Origin of the sequence: Pseudomonas sp. BN607 (genome assembly GCF_029871175.1) — a bacterium.
Taxonomy (GTDB): domain Bacteria; phylum Pseudomonadota; class Gammaproteobacteria; order Pseudomonadales; family Pseudomonadaceae; genus Aquipseudomonas.
Genome location: NZ_SSOE01000053.1, coordinates 1 through 26,831, shown reverse-complemented (window position 1 = coordinate 26,831; position 26,831 = coordinate 1). Strand labels below are relative to the sequence as shown.

Sequence of the window (26,831 nt, the reverse complement as noted above, 5' to 3'; positions counted from 1 at the left end):
GCCTGAAGCGTGGGAACGCACCGTGCCGCGGTCAGAACAACTGCCAGGTATAAACCAGCGTCAGGCGGTTCTCGTCGATATCGCTGCGGTAATTGGACCGCGCCATGGCGTTCCTCACGCGAATCCCCAGCCCCTTCAGTACCCCGCTCTGCACCGCATAGCCAATATCCAGATCGCGCTCGCGGTCGCGCCCTTCATAGCCCTGCCCGGTATCCACATTGTTACCGGTTATGTAGCGCACCGTCGCCGTCAGCCCAGGTACGCCCATGGCGGCGAAGTTGTAGTCGTAGCGCACTTGGTAAGAGCGTTCATCGGTGTAGGCGAACTCATACGTCGGCACCTCGTTACCCAGCGGCGAGATGTTGGCGAACACCCGTGGGAAAGGGCTGTCGCCATACATGCCCTGGTAGCCTGCGTGGAAGCTGTGCCCGCCATGTCGGGCGGTAAACATCGAGAAGAACGCCTGGTTGTCGATGTTGCCCAGCAATGCACCGCCCTCTTCACGCGCGGTGAAATAGCCCAGGTTGGCGCTGAGCACCCATTCCCCCACTGGCTTGCTGTGCTTGAAGCCCACAAAGCCCTGCTCGTAGATATCCTCTAGCTGCCCGTACCACAAGCTGACACTGCTCTGGTTGGCATTGAACGCGTAGTCGCCGCCAACGTAGTTGAAGGCATCGCTCTGGGCCTGGCGCATCGGCACATGGCCAAGCATCGCGTTCATCTTGCCGTCGCCGCCCTCGTTGCGCAGGTGGGTGCTTTTCAGGTGGCCGGCCTGTACGGTCAACCCGTCGATCTCCGCCGAACTGATACTGGCACCCTGATAAGTGGGTGGTAACAGGCGGATATCACTGAACGTCAGTACCGGCAGGTTGGGTTGCAGCTCACCCACACGGAGTTCGGTCTTCGACAGGCGCGCCTTGAAGGTCGGTGCCAGGCGGCTGTACTCATCGGCAGCGCGGCCATCACCGTGCACCGGCAGCAGGCCGGTGTTGGCCCGGTCGGGGCTGCTGTCGAGCTTGATGCCCAACAGGCCCAGGGCATCCACGCCAAAGCCGACCCTGCCCGGGGTGTAACCGCTCCTGAAGTCGAGGATGAAGCCCTGGGCCCACTCCTCGGCCCTGGACTGCTGGTTGGCCCCGACAATGTCGGAAAAATCGCGGCTGAAGTAGTAGTTTCGGGCGCTCAGGGTGGCCTTCGAGTCCTCGAAGAAGCCGCCTTCGGCAGCCAGCAATGGTTGGCTGAGCAAAGTCAGGCCCAGGGCGACGCAAGGGGTGTGATTCATTCCGAAGCTCTCTTGATCTTGTTGTTATGGGTAAAGCGTTGGGAACACGGCAATTCAGGATGTACGGCGCAGCACCTCCCGGACACGTGGCCGGCGCAGCCTGAGCAGTGCGTGTGCCAGCAGGCCGAACAGCAACCCCCAGAACGCTGCCGACAGCCCGAGGAACGCCACCCCGGAAGCCGTGACCAGGAAGGTGAACAGCCCGGCATCACGCTCTGCCGGCTCTGCCAGGCTGCGGGCCAAGGCCTCGCTGATGGCGCCATACAGGGCCAGGCCAGCCAGGGCGGCGATCAATGCGGCAGGAAAGGCCGCGAACAAAGACATCAAGGTGGCGCCCGCGATGCCCAGCAGCAGGTACAGCCCACTGCCAGCTACTGCCGCCACGTAGCGCCGGCGTGGGTCTTCGTGGGCTTCATGCCCGGTACACAGGCTGGCAGTGACCGCCGCCAGGTTCAGCCCGTGGCAACCAAACGGCGCCAGGACGGTACCGGCCAGGGCACTGGCGCCGATCAGCGGGCTGGCCGGCGTGCTGTAGCCGGCGTTACGCAATACCGCCATGCCGGGCATGAACTGCCCGGTCAGCGCCACCAGCACCAGGGGCAGTGCCAGGCTGAACACGGCTGGCAGGCTGAACTGCGGGGTGATCCACTGGGGAGAGGCAAGCTCCAGCACCAGCGCCTCGCTACGGAATGCGCCGCTGGCGACTGTTATCAACGTGCCCACGCAAAGCACGGCGACCACGGCATAACGGGGCTGTAACCGGCGCATCAGCACGTAGGTGACGAACATCCCCAGGACCAGCAACGGCTGCACCGGCAATGCCCGGAACACCTCGATGCCGAAACTGAACAGGATGCCGGCCTGCATGCCCGCAGCGATCGACCCTGGCAGGCGCGCGATGATGCGGTCGAACGCCCCGCTGATGCCGATCAGCAGCAGGATCAGGTTGGCCACCAGATAAGCCCCCACGGCCTGGGCCAGGCCCAATTGCGGCAACGCGGTGACCAGCAGTGCCGAGCCCGGGATGGACCAGGCGATCACCACCGGTACGCGGTAGCGCAGGCTGAGCAGCGCACCCAACACCGCACTGCCCATGGACACCGCCCAGACCCAGGATGACAGTTGCCGGTGCGACAGGCCGGCGGCTTCGGCGGCGTGGAAGATGATCACCAATGGCCCGGCATAGGAAATCATCGTGGCGATGCAGCCTGCCACGATGGCGGACAGCGAGCTGTCCCTGATCAAGGTTTTCATGAATTTCTCGCAAGGCAGCTGCCGGCCTGGTGGCTGGCTTTGGTGGTGTGTTGCCTGCTTCGCGGTGGCTTAGGCCTCCTGCAAAGCCCGTGACCGCCCACTGGCCAGGTGTACGGCCATGGCCAGCGCGGCGATCGCACCAGGAATGGCGAATGCGATGAAATTGAGTTGCAGCGGCAGGTTGATGCCCATCAGCGCGCCACCCAGCAGTGGGCCGACGATGGCGCCGTTGCGGCCGATGCCAGAAGCCCAGCCCAGGCCGGTGGAGCGCACCGACAGGCCGTACATCTGTGCAGCGCCGGCATACAGCAGGATCTGCGTGCCGATGGTAGTGGCACCGGCAATGAAGATCAGCAGGTACAACACCGGCATAGGGCTGTTCACACCCAGCAGGCTGATCGACAGCGCGGCCGCAATGAAGAACACCACCTTGACCTTGACCAGGTTGTAGCGGTCGCCCAACCAGCCGCCGAGGATCGCCCCGGCCATCCCGCCGAAGTTCAGTGCCAGCAGGAACGACAGGCTGGAGCCCAGGCTGTAACCGGCGTTGGCCATCAGTTTCGGTAGCCACGAACTGAGCGCATAGACCATCAGCAGGCAACAGAAGAACGCCAGCCACAGCGCCAAGGTGCGAATGGCCAGGCCGTTTCTGAACAGCTCGAGCACCGATGCCCCGCCGGCTTTGCGATCAGTTGCCTGCAGCACATCATCGGCCTGTACATCGCAGCCTGGGTCCAGTCGCTTCAGCAGCCCTCGCGCCTGGTCGCTACGCCCCTGGCGCACCAGAAAACCGATCGACTCTGGCAGGTAGTAGAGAATCACCGGCAACAGCAGCAGCGGCACGGCCGCGGCAAAGAACATGGATTCCCAGCCGTAGCGTGGCAGCATGAAAATGCCGACACCCGCCGACAGCATGCCACCCAGCGAATAACCACTGAACATGATCGCCACCAGCGTGCTGCGCAGGCGCTTGGGCGCGTATTCGTTCATCAATGCCACGGCGTTGGGCATCAGGCCGCCACAGCCCAGGCCGGCGATGAAGCGATAGATGCCGAATTCACTGGGGCTGCTGGCGAAGCCATTGAGGATGGTCGCCCCCGAGAACAATGCAAAACAGATGGCAATGCCTTTCTTGCGCCCGATGCGATCGGCCAGGCTGCCGAAGGCCAAGGCGCCGAACATCATGCCGAACAGCGCATAGCTGCCCAGTGCTCCGGCCTGCAAGGGGGTCAGGCCCCACTCTTTCATGATGACCGGCAGTACCACACCGTAGATGAACAGGTCATAGCCGTCGAAAATCAGCAGCAGGCCGCACCAGGCCATGACCATCCAGTGGAACGAGGTAAAGCGCGCGTTATCGATGATCGGGTGTACGTCAAGGGTTCGCATGGCATCTGTCGCTCTTGTTTTTGTTGTGTTGGAAAGCTGTTGCCCTGAAGGTGTTGCTCAGCCGAGGTCACCGCCCCCTACCGGCAGGGTCACGCCGGTGATGTACGAGGCTTCGTCGGACGCCAGGAACAGAATGGCCCCGACCTGTTCGTCGATGCTGCCGTAGCGGTGCATCAGGCTGCTGTCGAGGGTCTGGTCGACGATCTGCTGGTACCAGTGCTTTTCCTGCTCGGTTTGCGCTGCACTGTTGCGGGGTACGCGCCGGGGCGGCGCTTCGGTGCCACCCGGCGCGGTGGCGTTGACCCGGATCCCGCGGCCCGCCGTTTCGAAGGCCAGACAAGCGGTGAGCGCATTGACGCCGCCTTTGGCCGCGCCATAGGGCACACGGTTGACGCCACGGGTGGCGATGGAAGAAACGTTGACGATGACGCCGCTGCTGCGTTCAAGCATGTATGGCAGCGCGGCGTGGCAGCACCACAGTGTCGGGAACAGCGAACGGCGTACTTCGGCCTCGATCTGCTCGACATCGTAGTGCTCGAAGGGCTTGGCCCAAATGGTCCCGCCTACGTTGTTGACCAGTATGTCGAGGCGCCCAAAGGCTTCCACCGCGCTGGCCATGACCCGGGCGCAGTCGCTGTGTAGTTCCAGGTCGGCGGTGAGGGTAAGCATGCCTTCACCCGCCAGCTCGTGGACCAGTTCGGAACGGTCCACCGCTACCACTTGCGCACCTTCGGCCTTGAGCCGCCAGCACACACCCCGGCCGATGCCTTGGGCGGCACCGGTGACCAGGGCGACCTTGCCTTGGAATCTGTTGTTCATATGCAAATCTCCAGTTCGCGAGAGACCCTGTGGCAGCCACTGTCTTGCTCAAAGCCTGAAAGGCTGCGCGATGACTGTGGGAGCGGGCATGCCCGCGAACACGGGCGAAGCCCGTGCCCTCCACCGCGCAGCCCGTTCCCACAGGGTCGGGGTATTGCGTTGAATCAGAGGGGGCTGTCAGGCCGCAGCCGCAAACTTCTCGTAGTAGAAGTTGGCCGGGGTGATGCCCTGTTCCCGCACGTACTGGCTGACCGCCTCGACCATCGGCGGCGGCCCGCACAGGTACACATCGACATCGCCGTCGTTGAGGTGGCGTGGCTCGATGTGCTGGGTCACATAGCCCTTTTGCGGGTACTGACTGTCCGGGTTGGCCACGCAGGCGCTGTAGGTGAAGTTGGGGATGCATGCTGCCAACGCCTGCAGGCGGTCGAGCTCGACCAGGTCAAAGTCGTTGGTCACGCCGTAGATCAGGTGCAACGGGTGCTCGCTACCTTGCTCGGCGATCTTCTCCAGCATCGCCGTGAACGGCGCCAGCCCGGTACCACCGGCCAGCAGCAACAGCGGGCGCTGGATCGGCCGCAGGTAGAAACTGCCCAACGGCCCGGCCAGGCTCAGGCTGTCGCCAGCCTTGGCAAGGTTGGTCAGGAAGCTGCTCATCAGCCCGCCCGGCACGTTGCGGATCAGGAAGCTGACTTCGCCGTCCTTCTGCAGCGAGCTGAACGAATAGGCCCGGCTCTGCTCGCTGCCCGGCACCTTGAGGTTGACGTACTGCCCTGGCAGGAAGGCCAGGCGGCTCAGGGCCTCGCCCTTGATCGACAGGGCAATGGTACTGGCCGAAAGCTGGCGCACAGCGCTGATGGCTGCCTCGAAACTGGCCTGCTCGGTCTTGCACAGCTGCGACGAGGCCGGAATGCGGATGACGCAGTCGCTTTCGGCGCGCATCTGGCACGTCAGCACGTAGCCTGCGGCAATTTCGTCCTCGCTCAGTGCGTCTTCGATAAAGTTGTCGCCAAGCTCATAACGCCCGGACTCAGCCTTGCACTTGCAGGTACCGCAAGCGCCGTCGCGGCAGTCCAGCGGAATGTTTATACCCTGGCGGTAAGCGGCATCGGCCACGGTTTCTTGACCGGTGGCTTCAATGAAACGGGTAACCCCGTCTTCGAAATTCAGTGCGATCTGGTAGCTCATGTTGCACCTCGCGGGCGAGCCGGGCCACGGCGCATCACAAGACGCACCGGGCAATGCTCGCAAAACCCTGTATCAGATGTGGTAGATGTCGATGACCTGGCGCACGTAGTCGTTCTTCAGCACCACCTTCTTGGCCTTGATCAGCGGCTGCTCGCCGCGCAGGTCGAGGGTGTAGAAGCTGGTGCCGAAGTAACTGTCGGTGGTCTTGTAGCGGAAGCTGAGGGTGTGCCAGTTGAAGCGCACCTGGCAGCTGCCCTCGCCCTGCTCGACGATCTCGATGTTGCTGATGTTGTGCGAGGTGCGGGTGTCGGGCACGGTCGCACTGGAGCGTTCGGTCTTGATGCGGAACACGCGGTCTTCCAGGCCGCCACGGTTGCCGTACCAGATCAGCGAGATCTCGCTTTGTGGGTCTTCGGTGAGGGTGTCGTCATCGTCCCAGCTCGGCATCCAGAAGCTGGCATCGCTGGCGTACAGTTCCAGCCACTGGTCCCACTGGGCATCGTCCAGGTAGCGCGCTTCGCGGTAGAGAAAGTCGCGTACGGTTTCATACAGGCTCATTGCACGGCCTCCACGGGGATCAGCTGCTGTTCGTCCTTGAGGGCCTGAATCATGGTGTCCTGCCAGTACTTGTGCTGCAGCACGAACAGGCCTTCGTCCTCCGTGCGCACGCCGGACAGCAGGGGTTCGAGGTCAATCTCCTTGGCTGCCTCATCGGCGCCTTCTACCCAGTGTTTGGCGCCACGGGACATGTCGTTCCAGCCAGTGCCGCCGCCATAGCCGGTCTGGCACGAGCGGAATTCTTCCAGGTCGTCCGGGGTGGCCATGCCGCTGACGTTGAAGAAATCTTCGTACTGGCGAATACGCTTGGCGCGGGCATCGGCGCTCTCGCCTTTCGGCGCGATGCAGTAGATGGTGATTTCGGTCTTGTTCACCGAAATCGGCCGGGCAACGCGGATCTGCGAGCTGAACTGGTCCATCAGGTACACGTTCGGGTACAGGCACAGGTTGCGCGAGTTTTCGATCATCCAGTCGGCGCGGGCCTGGCCGAAGTCGGCGGCCAGTTGGTCGCGGCGCTCATAGGCCGGGCGGTCTTCCGGGTTGGCCCAACGGGTCCACAGCAGCAGGTGGCCATGGTCGAAGGAGTAAAAACCGCCGCCCTGCTTGGCCCAGGCACCCGCACTCATGGTCTTGATTTCGTCGCCCGCCTCGCGCTGCTTGCGCTGGTTCTGGGTAGCGGCGTAGTTCCAGTGCACGGAGCTTACGTGGTAGCCGTCAGCGCCGTTCTCGGCGGTGAGCTTCCAGTTGCCTTCGTAGATGTACGAGCTGGCACCACGCAGCACCTCCAGGCCTTCTGGCGACTGGTCGACGATCATGTCGATGATCTTGGCCGACTCACCCAGGTGCTCGACCAGCGGTTTCACGTCGGCGTTCAGGCTGCCGAACAAAAAGCCCCGGTACGACTCGAAGCGTGCCACCTTGGTCAGGTCGTGGGAGCCGTCACAGTTGAAGCTGTCGGGGTAGCCGGCGTTGCTCGGGTCTTTCACCTTCAGCAGTTTGCCGCTGTTGTTGAACGTCCAGCCGTGGAACGGGCAGGTGTAGCTGGAACGGTTGCCGCGTTTGTGGCGGCAGAGCATGGCGCCGCGGTGGCTGCAGGCGTTGAGGAAGGCATTGAGCTCACCGTCCTTGTTGCGCGCGATAAAAATCGGCTGGCGCCCCATGGTCAGGGTGAGGAAGTCGTTTTTCTCGGGGATCTGGCTTTCGTGGGCCAGGTAGATCCAGTTGCCCTCGAAGATATGTTTCATCTCCAGGTCAAACAGGCGTGGGTCGGTGAACATCTCGCGCTTGCAGCGGTAGACGCCCTTTTCACGGTCGTCCTCAAGCATGGCATTGAGGTAGTCGAATCCCAGGGACATGGCCAGGGTCTCCCTTGTTATTGTTTAGACCTGGTCAGGTTAGAGGCTGGGATTGGGTCGCAATATCCGGTTTGTGCGGGGTGCTATCCGTTTTGTGCAGGTTGAGGTGACAGGCTCAAGCGTCTCTTCGCGGCCCTACCCGCGAGAGACCGGTACGGTTCAACGCCGATTGCGCAAGGTTTCGGAGGGCAATTCGCCAAACTGCTGTCGATACACTTCGGAAAAACGCCCGAGGTGCAGGAAGCCATAATCCATGGCCAGTTCGGTCACGCTACGCACAGAGCAACTGGCATCGCCCAGGCAGGCACGCACCTGTTCCAGCTTACGTTGTCGCACGTATTGCTTGGGTGTGGTCTGCAGGTGCCGATCGAACAGCGCATACAACGAGCGCAAGCTCATGCACGCCTGCTCCGCCAGCGCCTCCGCTGTCAGCTCGAACTTAAGGTTGTGGTCGATGTAATCGATGATCCGCTCCAGGCTTGCACCCGGTGAGCTGAGGCTCTCGCGGCGGATATTGGTGCTCATCAGGGTCAGCAGCTTGCTGGCGACAATCTGGCTGTAATGGCCCTGCACCCTGGGCAGTGAATCGCCCACTTCCGCCTCGTGGCAAACCATGGCCAGCAGGTTGACGAAGCCATCCAGCTCATCCAGCCGGTAATGATTGCGCAAGAACCGCACGCCTCCATCAGGGCGCTGCCAGCGCTGTTCATCGCAGATCGAGTCCAGCAGCCGGGTCGGCACCTTGAGGATGAACTTCTCGCAGTCTTCCGAGTAAGTCAGGTCAACCGGGTCGTCGGGGTTGATCAGCAGCAATTCACCCGGCACCAGGTGTTGCTCGCGCTTGTGCCCGCGCCACAGGCAGTTGCCATTGAGCAGGACTTGCAGGTGGTAGATGGTTTCCAGCGCGGGCGAAGTAACGCGAACACTGCCGCCGTAGCTGATACGGCACAGGTCGAGTTCGGCGAACTTGCGATGGCTCAGGCTAGCCTGGGGGTGGGTGGTACGGGACAGACCGATGCAATGCTGGCCGACATGCTGGTTCACATAATCGGACACAGCATAAGGGTCGGCGTGGTGAAACACGCTACTGCGCTCGCTCAGCAGGCGGCTTTCCATAGGCAAGGCACTCGGTATCGTTATTGTTCTGGTCGCCGCGTCCTACCGCCTTGTGGGCTGTGGTTGCGGTCATCACGGTCATTCTATCGGGCTGGCAGCGCGTCGCAGGGGCAGGCGACAGCCGGCGAATGGGGGACACTACAGCAAAAAGGGGGGGGTTGGGCAATGCAACGATGGGATTGGCTGGGCGGATAGCGAACAATTCAAATGCTGTAAATGTTCGGTTATCGAACGTTTTTTCCGGCAACTCCCTCTTCTCGGGGTAAATCTGCTACCTCGAACTGTGGGGGAGCGGGTTTACCCGCGAATGGGCCGGCACAGGCAGCCCATCACTCAATGCACTGCCACATCCTGCCGCGCCGTCCATCCCTGGCTGCGTGCCCGGTACTGGCGTGGCGCAATGGCGAACAACTCGCGAAAACGCCGGTAGAAATGCGGGAAACTCACGAACCCGCTGGCCACCGCCACTTCGGTCAGTGACTTGCTGGTGTGCTGCAGCAACTGCCGCGCATGGGTCAGGCGCAGTTCCAGATAATAACGCGGAGGGGTCGCCTGTACATGTCGGCGGAACAACCGCTCCAGGTGGCGGCGGGACAAACCGGCATGCTGGGCAATCTCATCGATGCCAATGGGGTCCTCGATGTTGGCGTGCATCAGTTCCAGCGCCAGGCGCACGCCCTTGGGCAGGCCGGGGTCGATTTCCGGGGTGCTGGCCGGGGCATCGCTCATCACCCGCGCCCGATCACATGCCAGCATCTGCTCCACGGCGCGGCGCAACGGCACTCCGCCGCACTGCTCAAGCAGCGCCAACATCATGTCCAGGGCGCTGCTGGCACCGGCGCAGCTCATCCGGCGGCGGTCCAGCACATGGGCCTGACGGCTGATGCGCACCTTGGGGAACAGTTCGCTCATCATTGCCCTGCCATCGGGGTGGAAGGCGCAATCGTGGTCATTGAGCAATCCTGCTTCGGCCAGGAAATAGGCACCGTTCCACAGGCCACCCAGCTGGCAGCCGTGCTGGTCGGCCTGGCGTAACCTGGCGCGTAGCAGCGCTGCGGTTTCCAGGCGCACGCGAAAACCGCCGCATACCAACAGGCAGTCCAGGCCCTGTACGTCCAGGTCGGCCAGCTGGGTGTTGACGGGCAAGGCAATGCCCAGGTCGCTCAGCACTTGCTCGCCCTCGCCTACCACCTGGACCTGGAACAACGGCGTGGCGCTCATCAGGTTGGCGGTGACCAGGCTGTCCATGGCGGCGGTGAAAGCCATCATCGAGAAGTGTTCGCGCAGGATAAAGGCCACCCGCTGGCAGGGCATGCTGAGTGTGGTGCGGATGGCGGGGGCCAGGTGGGCCAGGTTGGTGTTTTTGAGGGTGCTTTCGAAGTGGCTCATGGCTTTGACTCAACAGCAAAATTAGCGTTGGCTCGTTCGCGAGCAAGCCCGCCCCTGCAACTTCCTGCAGGTGCGGTCTGCCCGCGAATGAGCCAACACTGATGGATCCGGTTACTTACCGGCCTGGGCCGCAGCGTCGCGCGAGGCCTGCAGCCACTGGTCGAACTGCTGGCGGTGCGCTGCCACCCATTCCTTGGCATGGCGGGTGATGTCGGCAGGCTTCTTCTCGCCCTGCTGCATTTTCAGGTTCTGGTTGCTCTCGTCGTCGATGCTGATCTGCACCAGCGACAGGAACTTCTGCGCTGCCGGGTTCTTATCGGCAAAGTCCTTGTTCAGCACAGCCACCACCTTGTCGATGGCAAAGCCCAGGTTCTTGCCGTGGTACATCGTGTCGACATCGTTCTTGCCGTCTGGCAGGTCGGTTTTCGGCACTTCCAGCCAGACCACGTCCTTGCCTTCGACCAGCACGCTGGCGATCCACTGCGGTACCCAGGTGAAGTAGAAGATCGGCTTGCCTTCCTTGAAACGGGCGATGGTGTCGGCCATCAGCGCGAAGTACGAGCCCTGGTTGACGGTGATGCTCTTGTCCAGGTCGTAGGCCTTCATATGGTGGGCAATCACCAGCTCGCAGCCCCAGCCTGGGTTGCAACCGGTCATGTCGGCCTTGCCGTCGCCGTCGGTGTCGAACAGCTTGGCAATTTCCGGCTTTTTCAGGTCGGTGATGTACTTGATGTTGTACTGGTCGGCGGTTTTCTTGTCGATCAGGTAGCCTTGGGCCACGCCCGGGAGGATGTTGCCGGTCTTGACCATCACCTCGTCACCACCGGCCTGCTGGTAGAACTGGTTGTGCAGTTTCTCCCACAGGTGCACGGTAAAGTCGGCATCGCCGTTGGCCAAGGCCACCATCATCACGCCGTATTCGGTCTCCTTCGGCTCCTGCACCTTGTAGCCCAGCTCGCGCAGGCCTTCCATGGCCACTTCGCCCCGGAACCGCTCTTCGGCGATGGAGGGGAAGATCGGCGTTACCTTCACGCCATCGCCGGGCTTTTCCGCCGAGGCGTGTGCACCCAGGGCCGCGGCCGCCAGGGTCAGCGCCGTGGCGCATTTGAGGATGCTGCGGGTGAATTTGGATTCGTGCATCGTCGCTTACCTTTTTCTCATTTTTATCTTCAAGTGCGGCAGATCGAACGTCTCAAGGTTCTTGCAGTGCTCAGGCGGTCTTGCGCCGCCCTTGCGCTTGCCCTGCGCCAATCAGGCGCAGCACTAACCCGACCGGGCCGGTGTGGTACCAGCGCAGGCTCGGGTCACCGCTGGTGCGGGCGCCCATGGCCTGGGTCAGGCGGTCGAGGAAGATTGCCAGCAGCACCAGCCCTACCCCGCCCACGGTAGCCAGGCCCATGTCCAGGCGGCCGATGCCACGCAGCACCATCTGGCCCAGCCCGCCGACCGAGATCATCGAGGCGATCACCACCATCGACAGCGACAGCATCAGGGTCTGGTTAAGGCCGGCCATGATGGTCGAGGTGGCCAGCGGCAGCTGCACGCGGGTCAGCATCTGCCGTGGCGTACAGCCAAAGGCGCGTGCGGCTTCGATCTTGTCCTCCGGCACCTGGCGAATACCCAGGTTGGTCAGGCGCACCAGGGGCGGCAGGGCGAACACGATGGTCACCAGCACCCCAGGCACGTTACCAATACCGAACAGCATCACGACCGGCACCAGGTAGACGAACGCCGGCAGGGTCTGCATGGCGTCCAGCAGCGGCCGGATGATGCTTTCCAGGCGGTTGCTGCGGGCGCAGACAATGCCCAGCGGGATACCGATGACCGCGCAGAAAAACACCGAGGTCAGTACCAGCGCCAGGGTGGTCATCGACTCTGACCATACGCCGATCAGGCCAAGCAGGGTCAGGGTGACGAAACACAGCAATGCCATGCGCTTGCCGGCGAGCTGCCAGCCCAGCAACGAGGAAAGGATGATGCCGATGGTGGGCGGGATGCTCTGCAAGGTGAACTCGATACCGTTGAGCACCTGGTCGATCGGCCAGCGGATGGCGCGGAACACCTCACGGAAGTTGTGTACCAGGAAATTCAGGGTCGCGGTGACCCAGTCGCCCAAGGGGATGGTGGCCGCCTGGAACGGGTCGAGAAGGCTGAATTCGGACATGAGGGCTTACCTCTTTGTTGTTTTAATTGCGGCTCAGGGTCTGCAGCAGCTCGTTCTTCGACAGCGTGCCTTTGAAGGCGCCCTGGCGGTCGAGTACCGGTACCGGATACGGCAGGTCGGCTGCAATGCCCAGCACCTCGTGCAGCGGTGTGTCGATGTACACCGGGCGCTGCTCATGCAGACTGTAGCGGTCACTGGCCGTGGCGCCGTTGGCGTCGGTGTCGACCACGCCCAGCAACTGCCCTCGGTCGTCGACCAGGTAGCCGAACGGGACACCGGCCTGGAAGCTCGGGGCCTTGCCGTTGACCTTGCACACCACCGCCGGGTCGAACCGGGCCACATCCCCGGCCTTGAGCACGCGCGAGCTGTCGAAGCTCTTGAAAAAGGTGCGCACGTAATCGTTGGCCGGCTGGTTGATCAGTTCTTGCGGTGTACCGATCTGCACCACGCGACCACCTTCCATGATCGCAATGCGGTGGCCGATGCGAATGGCTTCCTCGATGTCGTGGGAAATGAAGATGATGGTGCGCTGCTGCTCGGCCTGCAGGCGAATCAGCTCACCTTGCATTTCGCTGCGGATCAGTGGGTCGAGCGCAGAAAACGCCTCGTCCATCAGCAGAATCGCCGGGTCGTTGGCCAGCGCCCGGGCCAGGCCCACGCGCTGCTGCATGCCACCTGAGAGCTGGTGCGGATAGCTGTGCTCGTGGCCCGCCAGGCTAACCTGGCTCAAGGCTTCACTGGCACGGCGGTGGCGTTCGCCTTCCGGTACGCCGGCAATTTCCAGGCCGAACGCGGTGTTTTCCAGCACGCTCATGTGCGGCATCAAGGCAAAGGACTGGAACACCATCCCCATTTCCTTGCGGCGCACATCGAGCAGGGCCTTGTCACAGAGCCCGGTAATTTCCTTGCCGTTGAGGTGGATGCTGCCGGAGGTAGGTTCGATCAGGCGGTTGAACAGCCGCACCATGGTCGACTTGCCCGAGCCGGACAGCCCCATGATGACGAAGATCTCGCCACGTTTGACGGAAAAGCTTGCATCGAACACGCCGACGACGTGGCCGGTCTTGCTGAAGATTTCGTTCTTGTCGGCGCCCTTGCGGAGCATCTCCATGGCCATGTTCGGGTTGGGACCGAACACCTTGAAGATATTGTTTACCGAAAGAATCTCATCGGCATGGCTCATACGACCCTCTTTATTATGCTTATTAACCAATCTATCAACATCGCACTTTCAATAAGGCGGGTAGCGATCAGTGCGAGTACGCTTGGCAGTCCGTTCAAATTCGAACGTGAGTCATAACCGGCACGCAGAATGTCCTGCTTCGAAAAATTGTTCGACATCGATGTCTCGGTGTCGCGCCGTGTGATTAACGTTAGGGCCTGATACAAAGCGGGTCCAACGACATTTGCAGCACGCAAACCATTACCTGAAGTTATCAATCGCAGGGCAAGCCCCGCCGCAGAGCGCTTGGAAACAGTCGAATCCAGCAGCAGCCTTGTGCTGGGAAGATGCCCGCTCATACACTGCGCTAGCGGGGCCTGGACGGGGCCTTGCGCAGCACAAGGCTGCTCCCATCAGGTATCACCAAGGACCTGCACCCAACGCCATGGTCAGACACTCCGAACCCGATCAGACGCTGATCAAGATGCCCTCGCTGCGCGCGGTCAAAGTCTTCGTCGCTGCCGCCAAGTACCAGAACTTCACCCGTGCAGCCGAAGCCTTGTGTGTGACCCAAGCCGCCGTAAGCCGGCAGATCCGTGAGCTGGAAACCTACCTGGGTGCAGAGTTGTTCACCCGGGTGGGGCGCGCGGTAGAGTTGACTGTCGCCGGGTCGATCTTCTTCGATGCGGTGCAGTTATCGTTCGTCAACATTTCCCAGGCGGCCGAGCGCATCCGCAGCAACACCAACACCAAGCAGGTGGTCACCCTGTGCTGTTCACCGGCCTTTGCCGCGCTGTGGATGGGGCCACGCATGCCAAGGTTCTTCGACGAGAACCCGGACATCGACATCAACCTGGTGACCACCCAGAACTTCCTGTCGATGGAGCCGGGGGTTCGCCCTGATATCTACATCACCAAGCTGGGCAAAGTGCAGGCAGGCTACAGCTCGCACCCGCTCAACCATGACGTGATCTACCCGGTGTGCACGCCGCACTACCTAGCGCAGCACCCGGAGATACGCACCCTGCAGGGGCTGCGCGACGCCACGTTGCTCAACCTGAGCCCCTATGGCCGTTCGCAGGTGGCCGAGCATGTGGACTGGAACGTGTGGCTGGCCTTCCATGACGTCGACCTGAAAAGCCGCGCCAACACCGCACCGCATTTTTTCAATGCCAACGACTACAACCTGCTGGTGCAACTGGCGCTGGGCAACCAGGGCGTGGCACTGGGCTGGCACCACCTGGTGGCGCCGCTGGTGGCGCAGGGGCTGCTGGTAAGGCCGGTGGCAGAAGAACTGGTGCTCAAGGACACCTTCCACTTCCTGGCCTTCAATGAAGACAAGGAACATGAGTCCAGCTGCCAAAGGTTGCGCGACTGGTTGCTGGACGAGTTTCGCCCCATGCTGGAGGCAATGTCACTGCACGGGCAGGAAATTCATCAGCAGTAGGCTCTGGGCATAGTTGAGCCCGATCCGCCGATACCGCTCATCCAGCAACTCGGCCAGCAAATCCAGGCGCGCCACGATCTTGCCGAACTCCACGGCAAAGCTCAGGTTGCTGCCCTCCTCCGAAATTTCATTGGAGAACAACAGCAATACGCCATTGGCATCCTGCCGTTGGCTCAGCATCCAGGTGGCCTTCTCGATATTGCGCGCCGCGTTGTTGATGAACAACGGGTCGATCGTGTCGGTCATGTAGAACTCGCTACGCCCCCCGTGCGCGGTAATCAGCATGCTGCCGATCGCGTAGATGAATGCGCCCACGCGGTCACCCCGGAACTCCGGGCTCAGGGCGTAGCTCAAGGCAGCCAGGTCGCGGCGGTTGCCCAGTTGCGGCAGCGGCTGACGTTGCTCGATGGCGATACGGATCTGCCGCTCGGCCGTGGCGGCGTCGACGTACCCGGACAGCTTCCACTGGTTGGGGTTACGCAGGTAAAGCTTGTTCATCAGCAGGTACAGGCTTTGCAGGTTGTCGCGCATCGACAGCGTGGCCAGGCGGTCGACACTGGTCTGGAACAGTTCGCTGGGCTTGCCGTTGCCGAGCTGGTTGACCATGTCACGCCCCTGCTGCTGCGTGCAGGCGCACAGGCATGCGAGGGCACTTGTCAGTAGCAGGCGGGGAAAGAAATTGGAGTCGGTTAAAGCCATCGGCACAGGTTCGAAATTCGGCGGCCACATTGGAGATAAATAGGGCCTGGCCAAGCATAGAGCCCGGAAAATGGAAAAAGTGCACTGCGGTGGGATCAATGAACCTGACGTTGATAGCAAGTCCCGGTTTCAGTGTTGATGCAGCCAGGGGTACACCACGACGGCTTTTCCTCCCTGCGGCGCGGTCCAGCACCAACGACGCGTGAATGACTGTTGCACTGACCTTAACCGGCCGATTTGGCGATAGACCGGCTTCAGCAGCCCCGGCAGGTCACTCCCGTTACCTGGTAAATCTGACAGTACTCCAGCCTGCCCGAATGCGTTGATACTCTGCGCTCAAACGGAGGAAACCCCATGAGCACACGTATTTATAAAGCGGGTGAACTGGATCTCGAGTTCGGCGATGAGGGTTACGCCAAGCTACCGGAACCACCCAACGCCCTCCATACGCCCTCGTCCTACGCCTGGACAATTGACTCAGCGGGCCGAATGGTCTGGACCGCTGCTACCGCCATTGATAACAAGCTCTTCTACTATTGGACAACGCTGGATGCAAAGGGTGTTTGGCAACCCAAGCCCGGATTCGTCGAAATCGAAGACTCCCCCATAGATCCCGCGCTTTCCAATGAACGAAAAATTTATTTCGTCACGCCCGCGACAGCAGAAGGGAATTCGACCTTCATCACCTGCTCCCAATGTAATATATTGGAAAATGGCGACCTGCTCTATCACGCCGCTATTGGGCACTTTCAAAACAACTTCACCCCGCTTGACGGCTTCGGCACAAAAGGCATGATAGTGGTTCGACCTGACGGCCATCCCACGTCGATAACTGCGCCCAGCACTGCCATTGAACATCGCCGTTCGGAAGCACACTGTCTCAGCGATGCCAGTACTCCAGAGCAGCTGCAACGAGAAGACAGAGATCGCGCAATGGCGCCAGCCACCCGAGCGTTTTGATCGGCAACACGATCAAAACCTTGTACGCTTCTTCGTTCGATTCGCAACCGAACCAGACAGTCTGGCTTGCTTTGCATGATGCACAGACAGGCGTGCCAGTCGCCGGGCTCGGGCCGGATGGAAGTCGGAGCCAATGGCAGATTAAAAATTTTTTTGACAGTGATAGCGTATTCGTACCTGAGGGATGCCATTTCTTCGAGGACGGCGGATTCGCCCTGGTAGGCACTGAAGCGGGCGAAAGTATTGTCGCCAGATACAAAAGCAATGGGCAACTGGATCTCGATTTCCACAAAGTCGGGTTCATAAGGCTGAGTGCCCACACCATACAGCTTGGCGCGAATGAAGACAGAATCGTTATCGCGGTGAGCACACCTTTGCTATACGAACCCGTGAAGCTGTTGCTCAAGGTCTATGATAAGCACACAGGGGCGCCGGATACGACCTTCAACGAAACCGGGACGCTAAGTATAGAAATTGATCTCGGCATGACGATAAAAGGTATTGGTACAAAAAGCGTTATCATTGGGCAAACCGGTGACATCTACATCGCCGGAAACCTGTTTTACTATGACGGCCCTTCAATGTCGGATCGTGGCATCATTCACAGAGTCACCCGCGACGGAAAACTGGACGTCAGCTTCGCGTCGGAAGGCCGCTACGTATTTCCCGATAAAGTGACTAAATTAGAAGAGGCGCAGTTACGGCCCGACGGCCTCCAGTTCGTTGCACAACTGGATGAAAATGCCGGTTACTGCGCCATGAAACTGATGATCTGATCGTCATTGAAGCAAGGAACAAGCCATTGCATGACACGCAGTGGCTTGTCGCAGTCAGCGGTCATGTCATCCCACACCCGCCACTTAAATCTAAAGCAAGAATTATATACATTACCCCGCGGTTCACCTTAGGCGCTGTACAAAAAGCCTTGATACTTGTTCATGCTGCGTTGAAAACAGCCTCGGAATGCTCATGTACTCCAGTACAGTCGGGCGCGACCCCGGCCGTTCCTCGGCTGTTTTCGCCTTGCCTGACCTGCGTCTTAAGACTTTTCGTACACAGCCTAGCACACCGGACAGCGAGCACCACCTGACAAATTTGATAGTACCCAGGCCTGCCAGAATGAGTTGATACTTCGCTGCAATTCTCGGAGGAAACATCATGAGCGAGCTTGGTAATAAAGCGGGAACGTTGGATCTGAAGTTTGGCGACCAGGGCTATGCCGCTCTACCTAAACCTGAGAACGCCCAAGCCTTCCCAGCTTCCTATTCCTGGAACATTGACGCCGCGGGCCGAATGATATGGATCGCCGAAACCGTCGTTGATAACGATATCTATACCTACTGGACATCACTGGATGCCCAGGGCAAACCCGAATCCGTCTTCGTCGAAATTGAAAATTCCTCTATAGACCCTGAGCTTAGAGGTGAAAGAGAAATCCGTTTCATCACGCGTGCAAAAATCGACGACAGTTTGAGGTTCATCACCCACTCTCAATGTCTCACCCAAAAAAATAACGACTTGTCATACCACGCCGTCGTTGGCCACTTTCAAAGCAATTACCTCCCCCTTGAAGGCTTCGGCACGAAGGGCATGATACGGGTCCAACCCGAGGAGTGGTCCTCCACGCCAGCTGCATCCAGCGGGCTCTCTGAATACCACCGTTCAGAAACAGACGCTTCGAAAATAACAAGCCATTCAAACCCACTGCAACAGGCAGAAGTCAAGGAGGCCACCGTTTCGGGAGCAGCTTCCCGTAGTGTATTATTCGGCAAGACGATCAAAACCTTGTACGCTTCTTCGATCTATTTGCAACCGAACAGTCAGAAGTTCTGGCTTGCCTTGCATGATGCTCAGACCGGTGAGCCAGTTGCCGGTCTCGGCCCGAATGAAGACCAGAGCCAGTGGCAGATTAAAGATTTTAGGGGCGGTGATGCCCCATTCCGACCTACGGACGCCCATTTCTTCGAGGACGGCGGGTTTGCCCTGACAGGCATGGAGGAGACCGAGAGCTTTGTAGCCAGGTACAAGAGTAATGGGCAACTGGATCTGGATTTCAACAAAATCGGGTACCTGAATTTTGGTAGCCACAACATTCAGCTTGGCGCGGATGAGCACAGAATCGTTGTCGCGCTGGGCAGCATTCTATCGAGCGATTCCGTGAAGCTGTTGGTCAAGGTCTGCGACAAGCACACAGGCGAGCCGGATACTGCGTTCAACGGGACCGGCACCCTGAGTATCGACCTTGGTCTAGATGCGAAGATCAGGGCGTTCAATGCAGGAACGGTCATCATCGGCCCAACCGGTGCCATCTACATTGCCGGAAACCTGTACATGCTCGACGGCGACTCGATTTCCCACAGAGGCATCATTTACAGAATTACCCACGACGGTAAACCGGACGTAAGCTTCGGGACGGGAGGGCGCTATCTGGTGCCCGATGAGGTGACGAGAATATCCGCTGCGCAGTTAGGGCCCAACGGCCTCCGATTCGTTGCATTGCGCAGTGACGACAGCGGTTATTGCGCAATGCAACTCTTGATCTGAGCCCCGCTAAAGCCAGTGACAAGCCATTGCATGCACGCAGTGGCTCGTCACATGCAGCGGTCATGCCAGCGCTTTCATTGTGCCTGGCGCAGCATCTCCAGCACCTGCGCATGCAGCGCAGGGTCACCACAGGCCACCACGCACCCGCCATCCTGCGCCGAACTGCCATCCCACGCCGTGATCACGCCACCCGCCCCTTCGATGATCGGCATCAGTGCCTGTACGTCATACGGCTGAAGGCTCGCTTCGACAATCACGTCGACAAAACCCGAGGCCAGCATGCAGTAGGCATAGCAGTCACCGCCGTACCGCATCAATCGCGCCTTGCCGGCGACTGCTTCGAATGCCGCCTTGCGCTCGGCGGTGTCGAACATGTCCGGCGTGGTGCACATCAGCGTGGCCGACGCCAGGTCGGCGCAGGCACGGGTCTGCAGCGGTGTGCCGCTGCGCCAGGCGCCTTCCGGGGTGCCGACGAAACGTTCGCCGGTGAACGGCTGGTTCATCACCCCCACCACCGGCTGCGTGCCGTCGTTCAGCGCGATCAACGTGCCCCATAGTGGCAAGCCAGTAATGAAGGCGCGGGTGCCATCGATCGGGTCCAGCACCCAGGTCAACGGGCTGCTGCCCACGGCAACGCCGGCCTCTTCGCCAAGAATGCCATGCTCGGGGTAACGTGCCTGGATCAGCTCACGCATGGCGTCTTCGGCCGCCTTGTCGGCCACGGTCACCGGGTCGTACAGGCGCCCGCCCTTGTCCTCGACAGCCAGGCTGGCACGAAAGTACGGCTTGATCGCCACAGCGGCAGCATCGGCCAATTGCTCGGCGAATACGCGAAATTCGCCGATCTGTTCAGCGCTCAGGGACATGGGACGGGCCTCGTGACAATGGTGGGGAGCCGCATGATACCCGACAACCCGCGCAGTGCCAGCCGGGCACGCATAGATGCCATTATTCTGCCATTATTCCTGCTTCATTTAAGCGTCACTCATTCGTTGTACTAGGATACCAACCACTTCCCTTCGCACGCCCTGGATGCGGGCCGGCAATACCGCGGCGGGATAACCCTCATTGGCCTTCATGGATGACACGATGAATTCGAACCTGCTCTACCCGCAAATTGGCAAAGTCATTGCCAGCACCGGCAGCCGCCAGTTCCCGCGGATGCTGCACGACCTGATCCAGGCCCACTTGTCCATCGACGCCACGCAGATCCGCCAGTTGCCACTGTTGCCCTGCGATTCGACGCTGATCGACGAGACGGTGTTTTCCTCGGACGAACAGCCGGATGGCGATTTCAACGACCCCTCACGGCTGCACCGCATCTCCCGTAAAGGCAACGCCCGCCTGGAAATCCAGGTGATCCGCGCCGACTCCACCTATGGCTTCTCGGCCTTCGAGCGCAGCCGCCTGGACGCGATTTCGCCGTTGCTGCTGCCGATGCTGGAAAAGCACGTCGATGCGTTGCAGCCCACTCCTGAACGGCACACCAAGGAAAGCCTGGAGCAGCGCTTTGTCGACCGGCTGGCGCAGTCAGGGCTGACGCTTTCCGAACGCGAGCGCCAGGTGTGCCTGGGTCTGCTGGCCGGGCATACTGCGCCGGAACAGGGCGATCGGCTGGGGCTCAAGGTCAATACCGTGGAAAGCTACCTGCGCCGGGCAGCCATCAAACTAGGGATCAGCGGTCGGCATTCGTTGATGCGCTGGATGTATGCCGAGGCCTGAATAGCGTAACCAGTGCCGACCTTCTTCGCACCGGTTGAGCACCCTTGCTGACCCGGCACGGTCCCCTGCAGGGGCAGCCTTGCGCTGCGCCTGCACGTCGCGGGTCTGTCTCGGGCGCACGGGGCTGTGTCAGTCCCTCGCCAGCGCCTCGATCGGGTCCAGCCGCGCCGCATTCCTGGCCGGCACGAACCCGAACACCACGCCGATCAACGTCGAGCAGGCAAATGCCATCACGATCGAGGCAGGTGAGAACACCATTTCCCACTGTTTGACGAACAACTCGAACAGATACCCCACCCCATACGACAGGCCTATCCCCACCAGCCCGCCAAACAGGCAGACCATCACTGCTTCGACCAGGAACTGCTGCCGAATGTCCGACTGCCGGGCCCCTACCGCCATGCGAATACCGATCTCGCGGGTACGCTCGGTGACCGACACCAACATGATGTTCATCACGCCGATGCCGCCGACCACCAGCGAAATCACCGCAATCAGCGACAACAGCAACGTCAGGGAGCGGCTGGTCTTCTGCACGGTCTGCATGATGCTGTCGAGGTTGTTGGTGAAGAAGTCCTTGGTACCGTGCCGTTGCAGCATCACCCGCGTCACCTCCTCCTCCACCCGCTTGCTGGGGACGCCGTCCTTGATGCGCACGCTGATGCTGTCCAGGTGGCGCTGCCCCAGGACACGCCCCGCCGCCGTTTCGTAAGGCACCCAGATGTTCAGCTGGTTGCTGGCCACGAACAGGTTCTTGTTCTCGGCCGTGACGCCGATCACCGTACACGGCAGGTTGCCGACCAGAATCACCTGCCCGAGCGGGTCGATGTTCGCGCCGAACAGGCGCTTGCGCGTGTTGTGGTCGATCACCACCACCTGGGCCTGGCGCCGGGCATCGTCGGCGCTGAACACGATACCTGCCGCCAACGGGATGTTCCGCACCTGGAAGTAGTGTTCGCTGACGCCATTGAGCTGCACGTCCACATCCAGGTTGCGGTAACGCACCAATGTGCTTTGGCCAATCACCGGGGTCGCGCTGTCCACGTAGTACAGTTCATTCAGGGCAGCGACATCGGCGGGCACCAGGGTTTCGATGGTCTTGGCCCGGCTGTCACCGAAGTTGCTGCCCGAATAGATATCGATGGTATTGCTGCCGATCGCCTGGATGTCCTTGAGTACGTAACCCTTGGCGCCTTCGCCGATGGCCGAAATGGACACCACCGAGGTGATACCGATGATGATCCCCAGCATGGTCAGCAAGGTACGCATGCGGTGCGAGATCAGCGCGATCCAGGCCATCTTGAACGCTTCGCGGAACATCCCCAGGCTCACCAGCAGGCGCCGCGGCCCCTGCGCCACGGGCTCCGGTTCGGGCTTGGGCACAGGCACTGCAGCACTGCGCCGATCACTGACGATCTGCCCGTCACTGACTTCGATGATGCGCTCGGCATGGGCCGCTACCTTCGGATCGTGAGTCACCAGGATCACCGTGTGCCCGGCTGCGTGCAGCTCCAGCAGGATGTTCATCACCTCTTTGCCGCTGGCCGTGTCCAGCGCGCCGGTCGGTTCGTCGGCAAGAATCACCTGGCCACCGTTCATCAGCGCCCGGCAGATACTCACCCGCTGTTGCTGGCCACCCGACAGCTGGCTGGGGCGGTGCGCCAGGTGGCTGGCCAGGCCCAGGCGGGACAGCAGTTCCCGCGCCCGTGCATGGCGCTGGCCCTGCGGCGTGCCGACATACACCGCCGGTATCTCGACGTTGTGCAGGGCGTCCAGGTGCGGCAGCAAGTGGTAGCGCTGGAAGATGAAGCCGAAGTGGTCACGGCGCAGTGCCGCCAGTGCGTCATCGTCCAGCGCGCGGGTTTCCTGCCCACCCACCTGATAGCTGCCGCTGCTGGCGTTGTCCAGGCAGCCAAGGATGTTCATCAAGGTCGATTTGCCAGACCCAGAGGCACCGATGATCGCCACCAGTTCGCCGCTGTGAATCTGCAAGTCGATGCCCTTGAGCGCCAGGAACTCGCGGTCGCCGGCCTGGAAGCTGCGCGTTACACCGCGCAAATGCAACAAGGGTTCGGCGTTGCTGCAGGCAACCGCCATGCCGGCGCACGGCTGGACATTCATGTTCATGCTCACGCCCCTGTTTCGCCAGACACCGGCTCGCCGATCACCACCCTTTCGCCTTCGGCCAGGCCGTCCTTGATCTGCACCTTCACGTTGTTGTTGATGCCCGCCTGCACGTTGCGTACCTGGGCAAAGCCCTTCGCATCCAGCACCCGCACCGGGAAGCTGCCATCACCGTTGCGCGCGCCCAACGCCGCCACCGGCACGGTGAGCACGGCCTGGGCGGTATCGAGCACGATATGCACCTGAGCGGTCATCGAAATGCGCAGTCGGTGATCCGGGTTCGGTACCTCGAACAGGGCGTTGTAGAACACCGCTCCGCTGGCCTTGCTGGTACCGCCCTCGCTCTTGTCACTGCTTTGCGCGTAGTTCTGCGGCGCAGGCTCGGTGCCGCGCAGCCTCGCGTAGTAGCGTTTGTCTTCGCCGAGGATGGTGAAGTACACCTCCTGGCCAGGGCTGATGTGAATCACATCGGCCTCCGACACCTGCGCCTTGACCGTCATGGTGTCGAGGTCGGCCAGCTTGAGCAGCACCGGGGCCAACTGGTTGGCGATCACGGTCTGCCCTTCCTGGGTGACGATGCCCACCACATGGCCGGTGATTGGCGCGTTGATACGGGTGTAGCCCAGGTTGACCCTGGCGGTGTCAATTTCGACCCGGGCGCTCTGGATCTGCGCATCCAGCGAGCGCACGGCAGCTTGCTGCACTTCGTACTCGGACTCGGCGTTCTCGAAATCCTGGCGCGACACCGATTCGTCGGCTTGCAACTCGCGGTAACGCTCGTACACACGCCGGGCCTGCTTCAGCTGGGCCATCGTCGAACGCCGCTCGGCCTGCAGTTTGTCTTCATCGACCTCGGCCTGGCGCAGGGTGTTGCGCAGTACCAGCGGGTCGATCTCGGCCAACCACTGGCCCGCGCTGACCTTGTCCCCCAGCTTCACCTTCAGCGACTTCAGCTGCCCCGAGACCTGGGCCCCGACATCCACCTGCTTGATACCTTCGAGCATGCCACTGGCCAGCACCGCATTCTCGATGTCGCCCCGCTCGACCGTAGCGGTGATGTATTGCGGCGGCTTGGCCGGGGCCTGGATGGCGTACAGGCTGATGCCGACGACCAGGGCCACGGCAACGCCTAGGCTGTATTTGCGGAATCTGGATTTGTCCATGAACACTCACTTTCCAAAAAATTCACTCGACCAAGGGGCAATCACCGCCAATGGTCATGGGGTAACCTTGCCGTGCTGCAATGCCTGCCCGTCATGCCACCAGGCCGCCAGGCTGAACACATCCGGCACCTTGAGAATGCTGAAGTGATCCCCCGGGCCCTGCCACAGCGCCAGGCGTGGCATGAGCTGCTGCCAGCCCTCCTGCATGCCCGCGTGCTCGCGGGCGTTACCCAGTGCATCCAGGCGCGGGTCATCCACCAGCACCAACCCCACCGGGCCGCTGTAGGCCAGCTGCGGCCGGTAGACCGTTCGCAGTGCGGTCGCGAAGGTACGCACCGTGCCGTCCAGAACACCTGGGGTGGAGCGCGCAGGCAGCAGCCCACTGCCCACCATGGCTGCATGCAACTGCTGCAACTGCTGGTCATCCGTGGCCTGGGCAAAAGCGGCCGGATCGATCCCAAAGGCCTTGCCCGTGGCCAGTTGCAAGGCATCGATCAACCGCTGCAAGGCCTCTCCGAAGGTGTAGGGCTGGCCACAGGTGCCGCCTGCGCCCGGTGCCTCGCTGTCGACCAGCGTCAACGAGCGTACCTGCCGGCCCTTGGCCTCGAGCCTGGCTGCGATGGCGTGCGCCACCCAGCCACCGAACGAGTGCCCCAGCAAACTGAGCGGGCCTTGCGGGTACAAGGCTTCGATGGCCTGCACATGGCAGTCGGCAGCAGCTTCGACCGTACTGTGCGGCACGCCAGCACCGTCCAGGCCCCGAGCTTGCAACCCGTAGAGCGGCCATTCCGGCCCCAGTGCCTCGGCCAGGCCAATGAAACTGGTCACGCTGTCACCGGCCCCGGGCACGCAGAACAGCGGCGTGTGCCCCGCCTGGCCGGTCTGGATGGCTACAGGCGATGAATAACCCGTATGGGGCCCCGCGCTGCAGGTGGCGAGGGCCTCGGTCAGCGCCTGCGCAACCGCCGTCACGTGGGGTGCCTCCATCAAGCTGCGGTGGTCACCGGGTACGGCAATGACCGACAATGGCTGCGTCGGCAGAGCCTCGCGCCAGCCCAGGCTCGGCAGGCTGTCACTGCCCTGCTCGGCCCGGAACAAGTGCACCGGCATGCTCAGGGGCGACAGGCGGTAATGGGCCAACGCATGCCCGTGAGCCAGCTCACGGCTGAAGTAATGCAGCAGTTGCGCATCACTCATGCTCGCCCACAACCCGTAGAGAAGCCCGTGCTCGCGGCAGCTGGCCAGCAACCCGGCAAAATCGGCCTGCGCTGACTCCAGGCGTTGCAGTTGCGCCCGTTTTTCCGCGGCTGCCGGGCCCTGGGTGCGCCAGAAGGTCCTGCAGTTCAGCAACAGTTGCCGCTCCAGTGCATGTGTTCCCGACCAGCGCGCCTTGCCTTGGTCAGCCAGGCGCGGCACATGCGTGTCGATCAGGCCAACGAACTCGACCGTTTCCTCCGCCCCCAGCAACTGGTTGGCCATTTCAAACGCCACGACCCCGCCAAACGACCAGCCGGCCAAGCGGTACGGGCCATGGGGTTGCACCTTGCGCATCTGTGCAATCTGGTAACGGGCCAGGCATTCCATGGTGCGCGGTTGGGCCTGGCCGGCAGGCACCCCAGGCAAACCGTAGATGGCGAAATCGCCACCCAGCTGTTGGCCCAGTACCGGGAAGTAGAAGTCCAGCCCGGTGAACTCGTGAAGCAGGAACAGCGGGGTTTGCGTCCCGCCCTCGCGTACCGTGATGGCGCCCTCGCCTTGGCCTGCGTGATCGCACAGCCGGGCTGCCAGCGACGCCACGCTGGGCTGCTGGAACACGTCGTTGAGCGCAGCCCGCAGGCCCGCCTTGTTGAGCCTGTCGACCAGGCGAATGGCCGCCAGGGAATGGCCGCCGAGCTCGAAGAAATTGTCGTGGCGGCCCATCTGTGGCACCTCCAGCAGTTCACCCAGGATCGCTGCCAGCAGGTTTTCGGTTTCGCCTTGCGGGGCTTCGAATGGGCGGTCATGCAGCACGCCGGGCTCTGGCAGCGCCTTGCGGTCGAGTTTGCCGTTAGGGCTCAGCGGCAACGTCTGTAGATGCACGAAAACCGCCGGAACCATGAACGCCGGCAAGCGGCTGAGCAGCGCCGCACGCAACGCCTCCAACGGCTGCTGCTGGCCGGTGTAGTAAGCGAGCAGTTGTTGCTCGCGTGCGACTACGACCGCCTCCTTCACCCCTTCGATGCAGGTGAGACTGGCCTGGATTTCACCCAGCTCGATGCGCAGACCGTGAAGCTTGACCTGGTCATCGTTGCGGCCGAGGTATTCGAGGTTGCCGTCTGGCCGGTGGCGGGCCAGGTCGCCGGTACGGTACAGGCGCCCGCCAGGCACGAACGGGTCATCGATGAAGCGCTCGGCAGTAAGCTCGGCCCGGTTGAGGTAGCCGCGGGCGACCTGTACGCCACCGATGTACAGCTCCCCCGCCACCCCTTGCGGCACCGGTTGGCGCTGCTCGTCGAG

The 26,831-nt window shown here is 61.6% G+C and carries 22 protein-coding genes; 5 read left to right on the top strand and 17 right to left on the bottom strand.

Annotation, left to right across the window (positions count from 1 at the left end):
- Positions 1 to 31: 31 nt before the first annotated feature.
- From E8E68_RS12190 to E8E68_RS12135, 12 genes are all read right to left on the bottom strand, one after another.
- A complete protein-coding gene (locus E8E68_RS12190) occupies positions 32 to 1,282 on the bottom strand; it encodes an OprD family porin (RefSeq protein ID WP_266034186.1) in 1,251 nt (416 codons plus the stop codon).
- Positions 1,283 to 1,336: 54 nt separating this feature from the next.
- The gene (locus tag E8E68_RS12185; RefSeq protein ID WP_266034184.1) at positions 1,337 to 2,536 is read right to left on the bottom strand and encodes a benzoate/H(+) symporter BenE family transporter; all 1,200 of its coding nucleotides are present in this window, start codon (positions 2,534 to 2,536) and stop codon (positions 1,337 to 1,339) included.
- A 69-nt stretch (positions 2,537 to 2,605) separates the two neighbouring features.
- Complete coding sequence (locus tag E8E68_RS12180; RefSeq protein WP_280341755.1) at positions 2,606 to 3,925, bottom strand: aromatic acid/H+ symport family MFS transporter; 1,320 nt, start codon at positions 3,923 to 3,925, stop codon at positions 2,606 to 2,608.
- 57 nt (positions 3,926 to 3,982) lie between these two features.
- On the bottom strand, positions 3,983 to 4,744 hold the full coding sequence (locus E8E68_RS12175; RefSeq protein ID WP_266034179.1) for a 1,6-dihydroxycyclohexa-2,4-diene-1-carboxylate dehydrogenase: 762 nt from the start codon (positions 4,742 to 4,744) through the stop codon (positions 3,983 to 3,985).
- 177 nt (positions 4,745 to 4,921) lie between these two features.
- On the bottom strand, positions 4,922 to 5,932 hold the full coding sequence (gene benC / locus E8E68_RS12170; RefSeq protein WP_266034176.1) for a benzoate 1,2-dioxygenase electron transfer component BenC: 1,011 nt from the start codon (positions 5,930 to 5,932) through the stop codon (positions 4,922 to 4,924).
- Between the two features lie 72 nt (positions 5,933 to 6,004).
- Positions 6,005 to 6,490: a benzoate 1,2-dioxygenase small subunit gene (benB, locus tag E8E68_RS12165; protein WP_004374327.1), complete on the bottom strand. Its 486-nt coding sequence runs from the start codon at positions 6,488 to 6,490 to the stop codon at positions 6,005 to 6,007.
- The gene (gene benA / locus E8E68_RS12160; RefSeq protein WP_266034169.1) at positions 6,487 to 7,845 is read right to left on the bottom strand and encodes a benzoate 1,2-dioxygenase large subunit; all 1,359 of its coding nucleotides are present in this window, start codon (positions 7,843 to 7,845) and stop codon (positions 6,487 to 6,489) included. The genes benB and benA overlap by 4 nt, the downstream gene beginning before the upstream one ends.
- A 159-nt stretch (positions 7,846 to 8,004) precedes the next feature.
- Positions 8,005 to 8,961 carry an AraC family transcriptional regulator gene (locus E8E68_RS12155; protein WP_266034164.1) on the bottom strand — a complete coding sequence of 319 codons (957 nt, stop codon included), beginning with the start codon at positions 8,959 to 8,961 and terminating at the stop codon, positions 8,005 to 8,007.
- A gap of 333 nt (positions 8,962 to 9,294) precedes the next feature.
- A complete protein-coding gene (locus tag E8E68_RS12150; RefSeq protein WP_266034161.1) occupies positions 9,295 to 10,350 on the bottom strand; it encodes a helix-turn-helix domain-containing protein in 1,056 nt (351 codons plus the stop codon).
- Positions 10,351 to 10,461: 111 nt separating this feature from the next.
- Positions 10,462 to 11,490 (bottom strand): glycine betaine/L-proline ABC transporter substrate-binding protein ProX, encoded by a 1,029-nt coding sequence (gene proX / locus E8E68_RS12145; RefSeq protein ID WP_266034158.1) that lies wholly within the window; start codon positions 11,488 to 11,490, stop codon positions 10,462 to 10,464.
- Positions 11,491 to 11,560: 70 nt separating this feature from the next.
- Positions 11,561 to 12,514, bottom strand: a complete 954-nt coding sequence (gene proW / locus E8E68_RS12140; protein ID WP_266034156.1) for a glycine betaine/L-proline ABC transporter permease ProW — start codon at positions 12,512 to 12,514, stop codon at positions 11,561 to 11,563.
- A 22-nt stretch (positions 12,515 to 12,536) separates the two neighbouring features.
- Entirely contained in the window at positions 12,537 to 13,697 is a 1,161-nt protein-coding gene (locus E8E68_RS12135; RefSeq protein WP_266034153.1) for a glycine betaine/L-proline ABC transporter ATP-binding protein, read from the bottom strand.
- 424 nt (positions 13,698 to 14,121) lie between these two features.
- On the opposite strand from E8E68_RS12135, the gene E8E68_RS12130 reads away from it, so the two are divergent.
- The gene (locus E8E68_RS12130) at positions 14,122 to 15,123 is read left to right on the top strand and encodes a LysR family transcriptional regulator (RefSeq protein ID WP_266034150.1); all 1,002 of its coding nucleotides are present in this window, start codon (positions 14,122 to 14,124) and stop codon (positions 15,121 to 15,123) included.
- Here the strand turns inward: E8E68_RS12130 and E8E68_RS12125 are convergent.
- A complete protein-coding gene (locus E8E68_RS12125) occupies positions 15,091 to 15,852 on the bottom strand; it encodes a hypothetical protein (RefSeq protein WP_266034148.1) in 762 nt (253 codons plus the stop codon). The genes E8E68_RS12130 and E8E68_RS12125 overlap by 33 nt on opposite strands.
- Positions 15,853 to 16,176: 324 nt before the next feature.
- Here E8E68_RS12125 and E8E68_RS12120 point away from each other — a divergent pair, with 324 nt between their 5' ends.
- The 3 genes from E8E68_RS12120 to E8E68_RS12110 all read left to right on the top strand — a co-directional run bounded on the left by E8E68_RS12120 (position 16,177) and on the right by E8E68_RS12110 (position 19,326).
- Entirely contained in the window at positions 16,177 to 16,782 is a 606-nt protein-coding gene (locus E8E68_RS12120; protein ID WP_266034145.1) for a hypothetical protein, read from the top strand.
- Positions 16,783 to 16,802: 20 nt separating this feature from the next.
- On the top strand, positions 16,803 to 17,558 hold the full coding sequence (locus E8E68_RS12115) for a hypothetical protein (RefSeq protein WP_280341740.1): 756 nt from the start codon (positions 16,803 to 16,805) through the stop codon (positions 17,556 to 17,558).
- Positions 17,559 to 17,940: 382 nt separating this feature from the next.
- The gene (locus E8E68_RS12110; protein ID WP_266034138.1) at positions 17,941 to 19,326 is read left to right on the top strand and encodes a hypothetical protein; all 1,386 of its coding nucleotides are present in this window, start codon (positions 17,941 to 17,943) and stop codon (positions 19,324 to 19,326) included.
- Positions 19,327 to 19,400: 74 nt separating this feature from the next.
- On the opposite strand, the gene hisN is transcribed toward E8E68_RS12110, so the two are convergent.
- A complete protein-coding gene (gene hisN, locus E8E68_RS12105; protein WP_280341736.1) occupies positions 19,401 to 20,192 on the bottom strand; it encodes a histidinol-phosphatase in 792 nt (263 codons plus the stop codon).
- A gap of 223 nt (positions 20,193 to 20,415) precedes the next feature.
- Between hisN and E8E68_RS12100 the strand changes: the two genes are divergently transcribed.
- Complete coding sequence (locus tag E8E68_RS12100) at positions 20,416 to 21,048, top strand: helix-turn-helix transcriptional regulator (protein WP_110745451.1); 633 nt, start codon at positions 20,416 to 20,418, stop codon at positions 21,046 to 21,048.
- Positions 21,049 to 21,177: 129 nt separating this feature from the next.
- Here the strand turns inward: E8E68_RS12100 and E8E68_RS12095 are convergent, their stop codons facing one another.
- From E8E68_RS12095 to E8E68_RS12085, 3 genes are all read right to left on the bottom strand, one after another.
- Positions 21,178 to 23,169: a MacB family efflux pump subunit gene (locus tag E8E68_RS12095; protein ID WP_280341876.1), complete on the bottom strand. Its 1,992-nt coding sequence runs from the start codon at positions 23,167 to 23,169 to the stop codon at positions 21,178 to 21,180.
- A gap of 8 nt (positions 23,170 to 23,177) precedes the next feature.
- Complete coding sequence (macA, locus tag E8E68_RS12090) at positions 23,178 to 24,335, bottom strand: macrolide transporter subunit MacA (protein ID WP_280341730.1); 1,158 nt, start codon at positions 24,333 to 24,335, stop codon at positions 23,178 to 23,180.
- 54 nt (positions 24,336 to 24,389) lie between these two features.
- A partial coding sequence (locus tag E8E68_RS12085; protein ID WP_280341727.1) for a non-ribosomal peptide synthetase occupies positions 24,390 to 26,831 on the bottom strand: 2,442 nt, incomplete at its 5' end.

Bases quoted from the DNA above. Each gene is read 5' to 3' on its own strand.
- macA (WP_280341730.1), bottom strand. From the start codon at position 24,335: ATGGACAAATCCAGATTCCGCAAATACAGCCTAGGCGTTGCCGTGGCC.
- E8E68_RS12180 (WP_280341755.1), bottom strand. From the start codon at position 3,925: ATGCGAACCCTTGACGTACACCCGATCATCGATAACGCGCGCTTTACC.
- E8E68_RS12155 (WP_266034164.1), bottom strand. From the start codon at position 8,961: ATGGAAAGCCGCCTGCTGAGCGAGCGCAGTAGCGTGTTTCACCACGCC.
- E8E68_RS12095 (WP_280341876.1), bottom strand. From the start codon at position 23,169: ATGAATGTCCAGCCGTGCGCCGGCATGGCGGTTGCCTGCAGCAACGCC.
- E8E68_RS12175 (WP_266034179.1), bottom strand. From the start codon at position 4,744: ATGAACAACAGATTCCAAGGCAAGGTCGCCCTGGTCACCGGTGCCGCC.
- E8E68_RS12185 (WP_266034184.1), bottom strand. From the start codon at position 2,536: ATGAAAACCTTGATCAGGGACAGCTCGCTGTCCGCCATCGTGGCAGGC.
- E8E68_RS12130 (WP_266034150.1), top strand. From the start codon at position 14,122: ATGGTCAGACACTCCGAACCCGATCAGACGCTGATCAAGATGCCCTCG.
- E8E68_RS12150 (WP_266034161.1), bottom strand. From the start codon at position 10,350: ATGAGCCACTTCGAAAGCACCCTCAAAAACACCAACCTGGCCCACCTG.
- E8E68_RS12110 (WP_266034138.1), top strand. From the start codon at position 17,941: ATGAGCGAGCTTGGTAATAAAGCGGGAACGTTGGATCTGAAGTTTGGC.
- E8E68_RS12135 (WP_266034153.1), bottom strand. From the start codon at position 13,697: ATGAGCCATGCCGATGAGATTCTTTCGGTAAACAATATCTTCAAGGTG.
- benA (WP_266034169.1), bottom strand. From the start codon at position 7,845: ATGTCCCTGGGATTCGACTACCTCAATGCCATGCTTGAGGACGACCGT.
- E8E68_RS12125 (WP_266034148.1), bottom strand. From the start codon at position 15,852: ATGTGGCCGCCGAATTTCGAACCTGTGCCGATGGCTTTAACCGACTCC.
- E8E68_RS12100 (WP_110745451.1), top strand. From the start codon at position 20,416: ATGAATTCGAACCTGCTCTACCCGCAAATTGGCAAAGTCATTGCCAGC.
- E8E68_RS12120 (WP_266034145.1), top strand. From the start codon at position 16,177: ATGAGCACACGTATTTATAAAGCGGGTGAACTGGATCTCGAGTTCGGC.
- E8E68_RS12190 (WP_266034186.1), bottom strand. From the start codon at position 1,282: ATGAATCACACCCCTTGCGTCGCCCTGGGCCTGACTTTGCTCAGCCAA.
- proW (WP_266034156.1), bottom strand. From the start codon at position 12,514: ATGTCCGAATTCAGCCTTCTCGACCCGTTCCAGGCGGCCACCATCCCC.
- proX (WP_266034158.1), bottom strand. From the start codon at position 11,490: ATGCACGAATCCAAATTCACCCGCAGCATCCTCAAATGCGCCACGGCG.
- benB (WP_004374327.1), bottom strand. From the start codon at position 6,490: ATGAGCCTGTATGAAACCGTACGCGACTTTCTCTACCGCGAAGCGCGC.
- benC (WP_266034176.1), bottom strand. From the start codon at position 5,932: ATGAGCTACCAGATCGCACTGAATTTCGAAGACGGGGTTACCCGTTTC.
- hisN (WP_280341736.1), bottom strand. From the start codon at position 20,192: ATGTCCCTGAGCGCTGAACAGATCGGCGAATTTCGCGTATTCGCCGAG.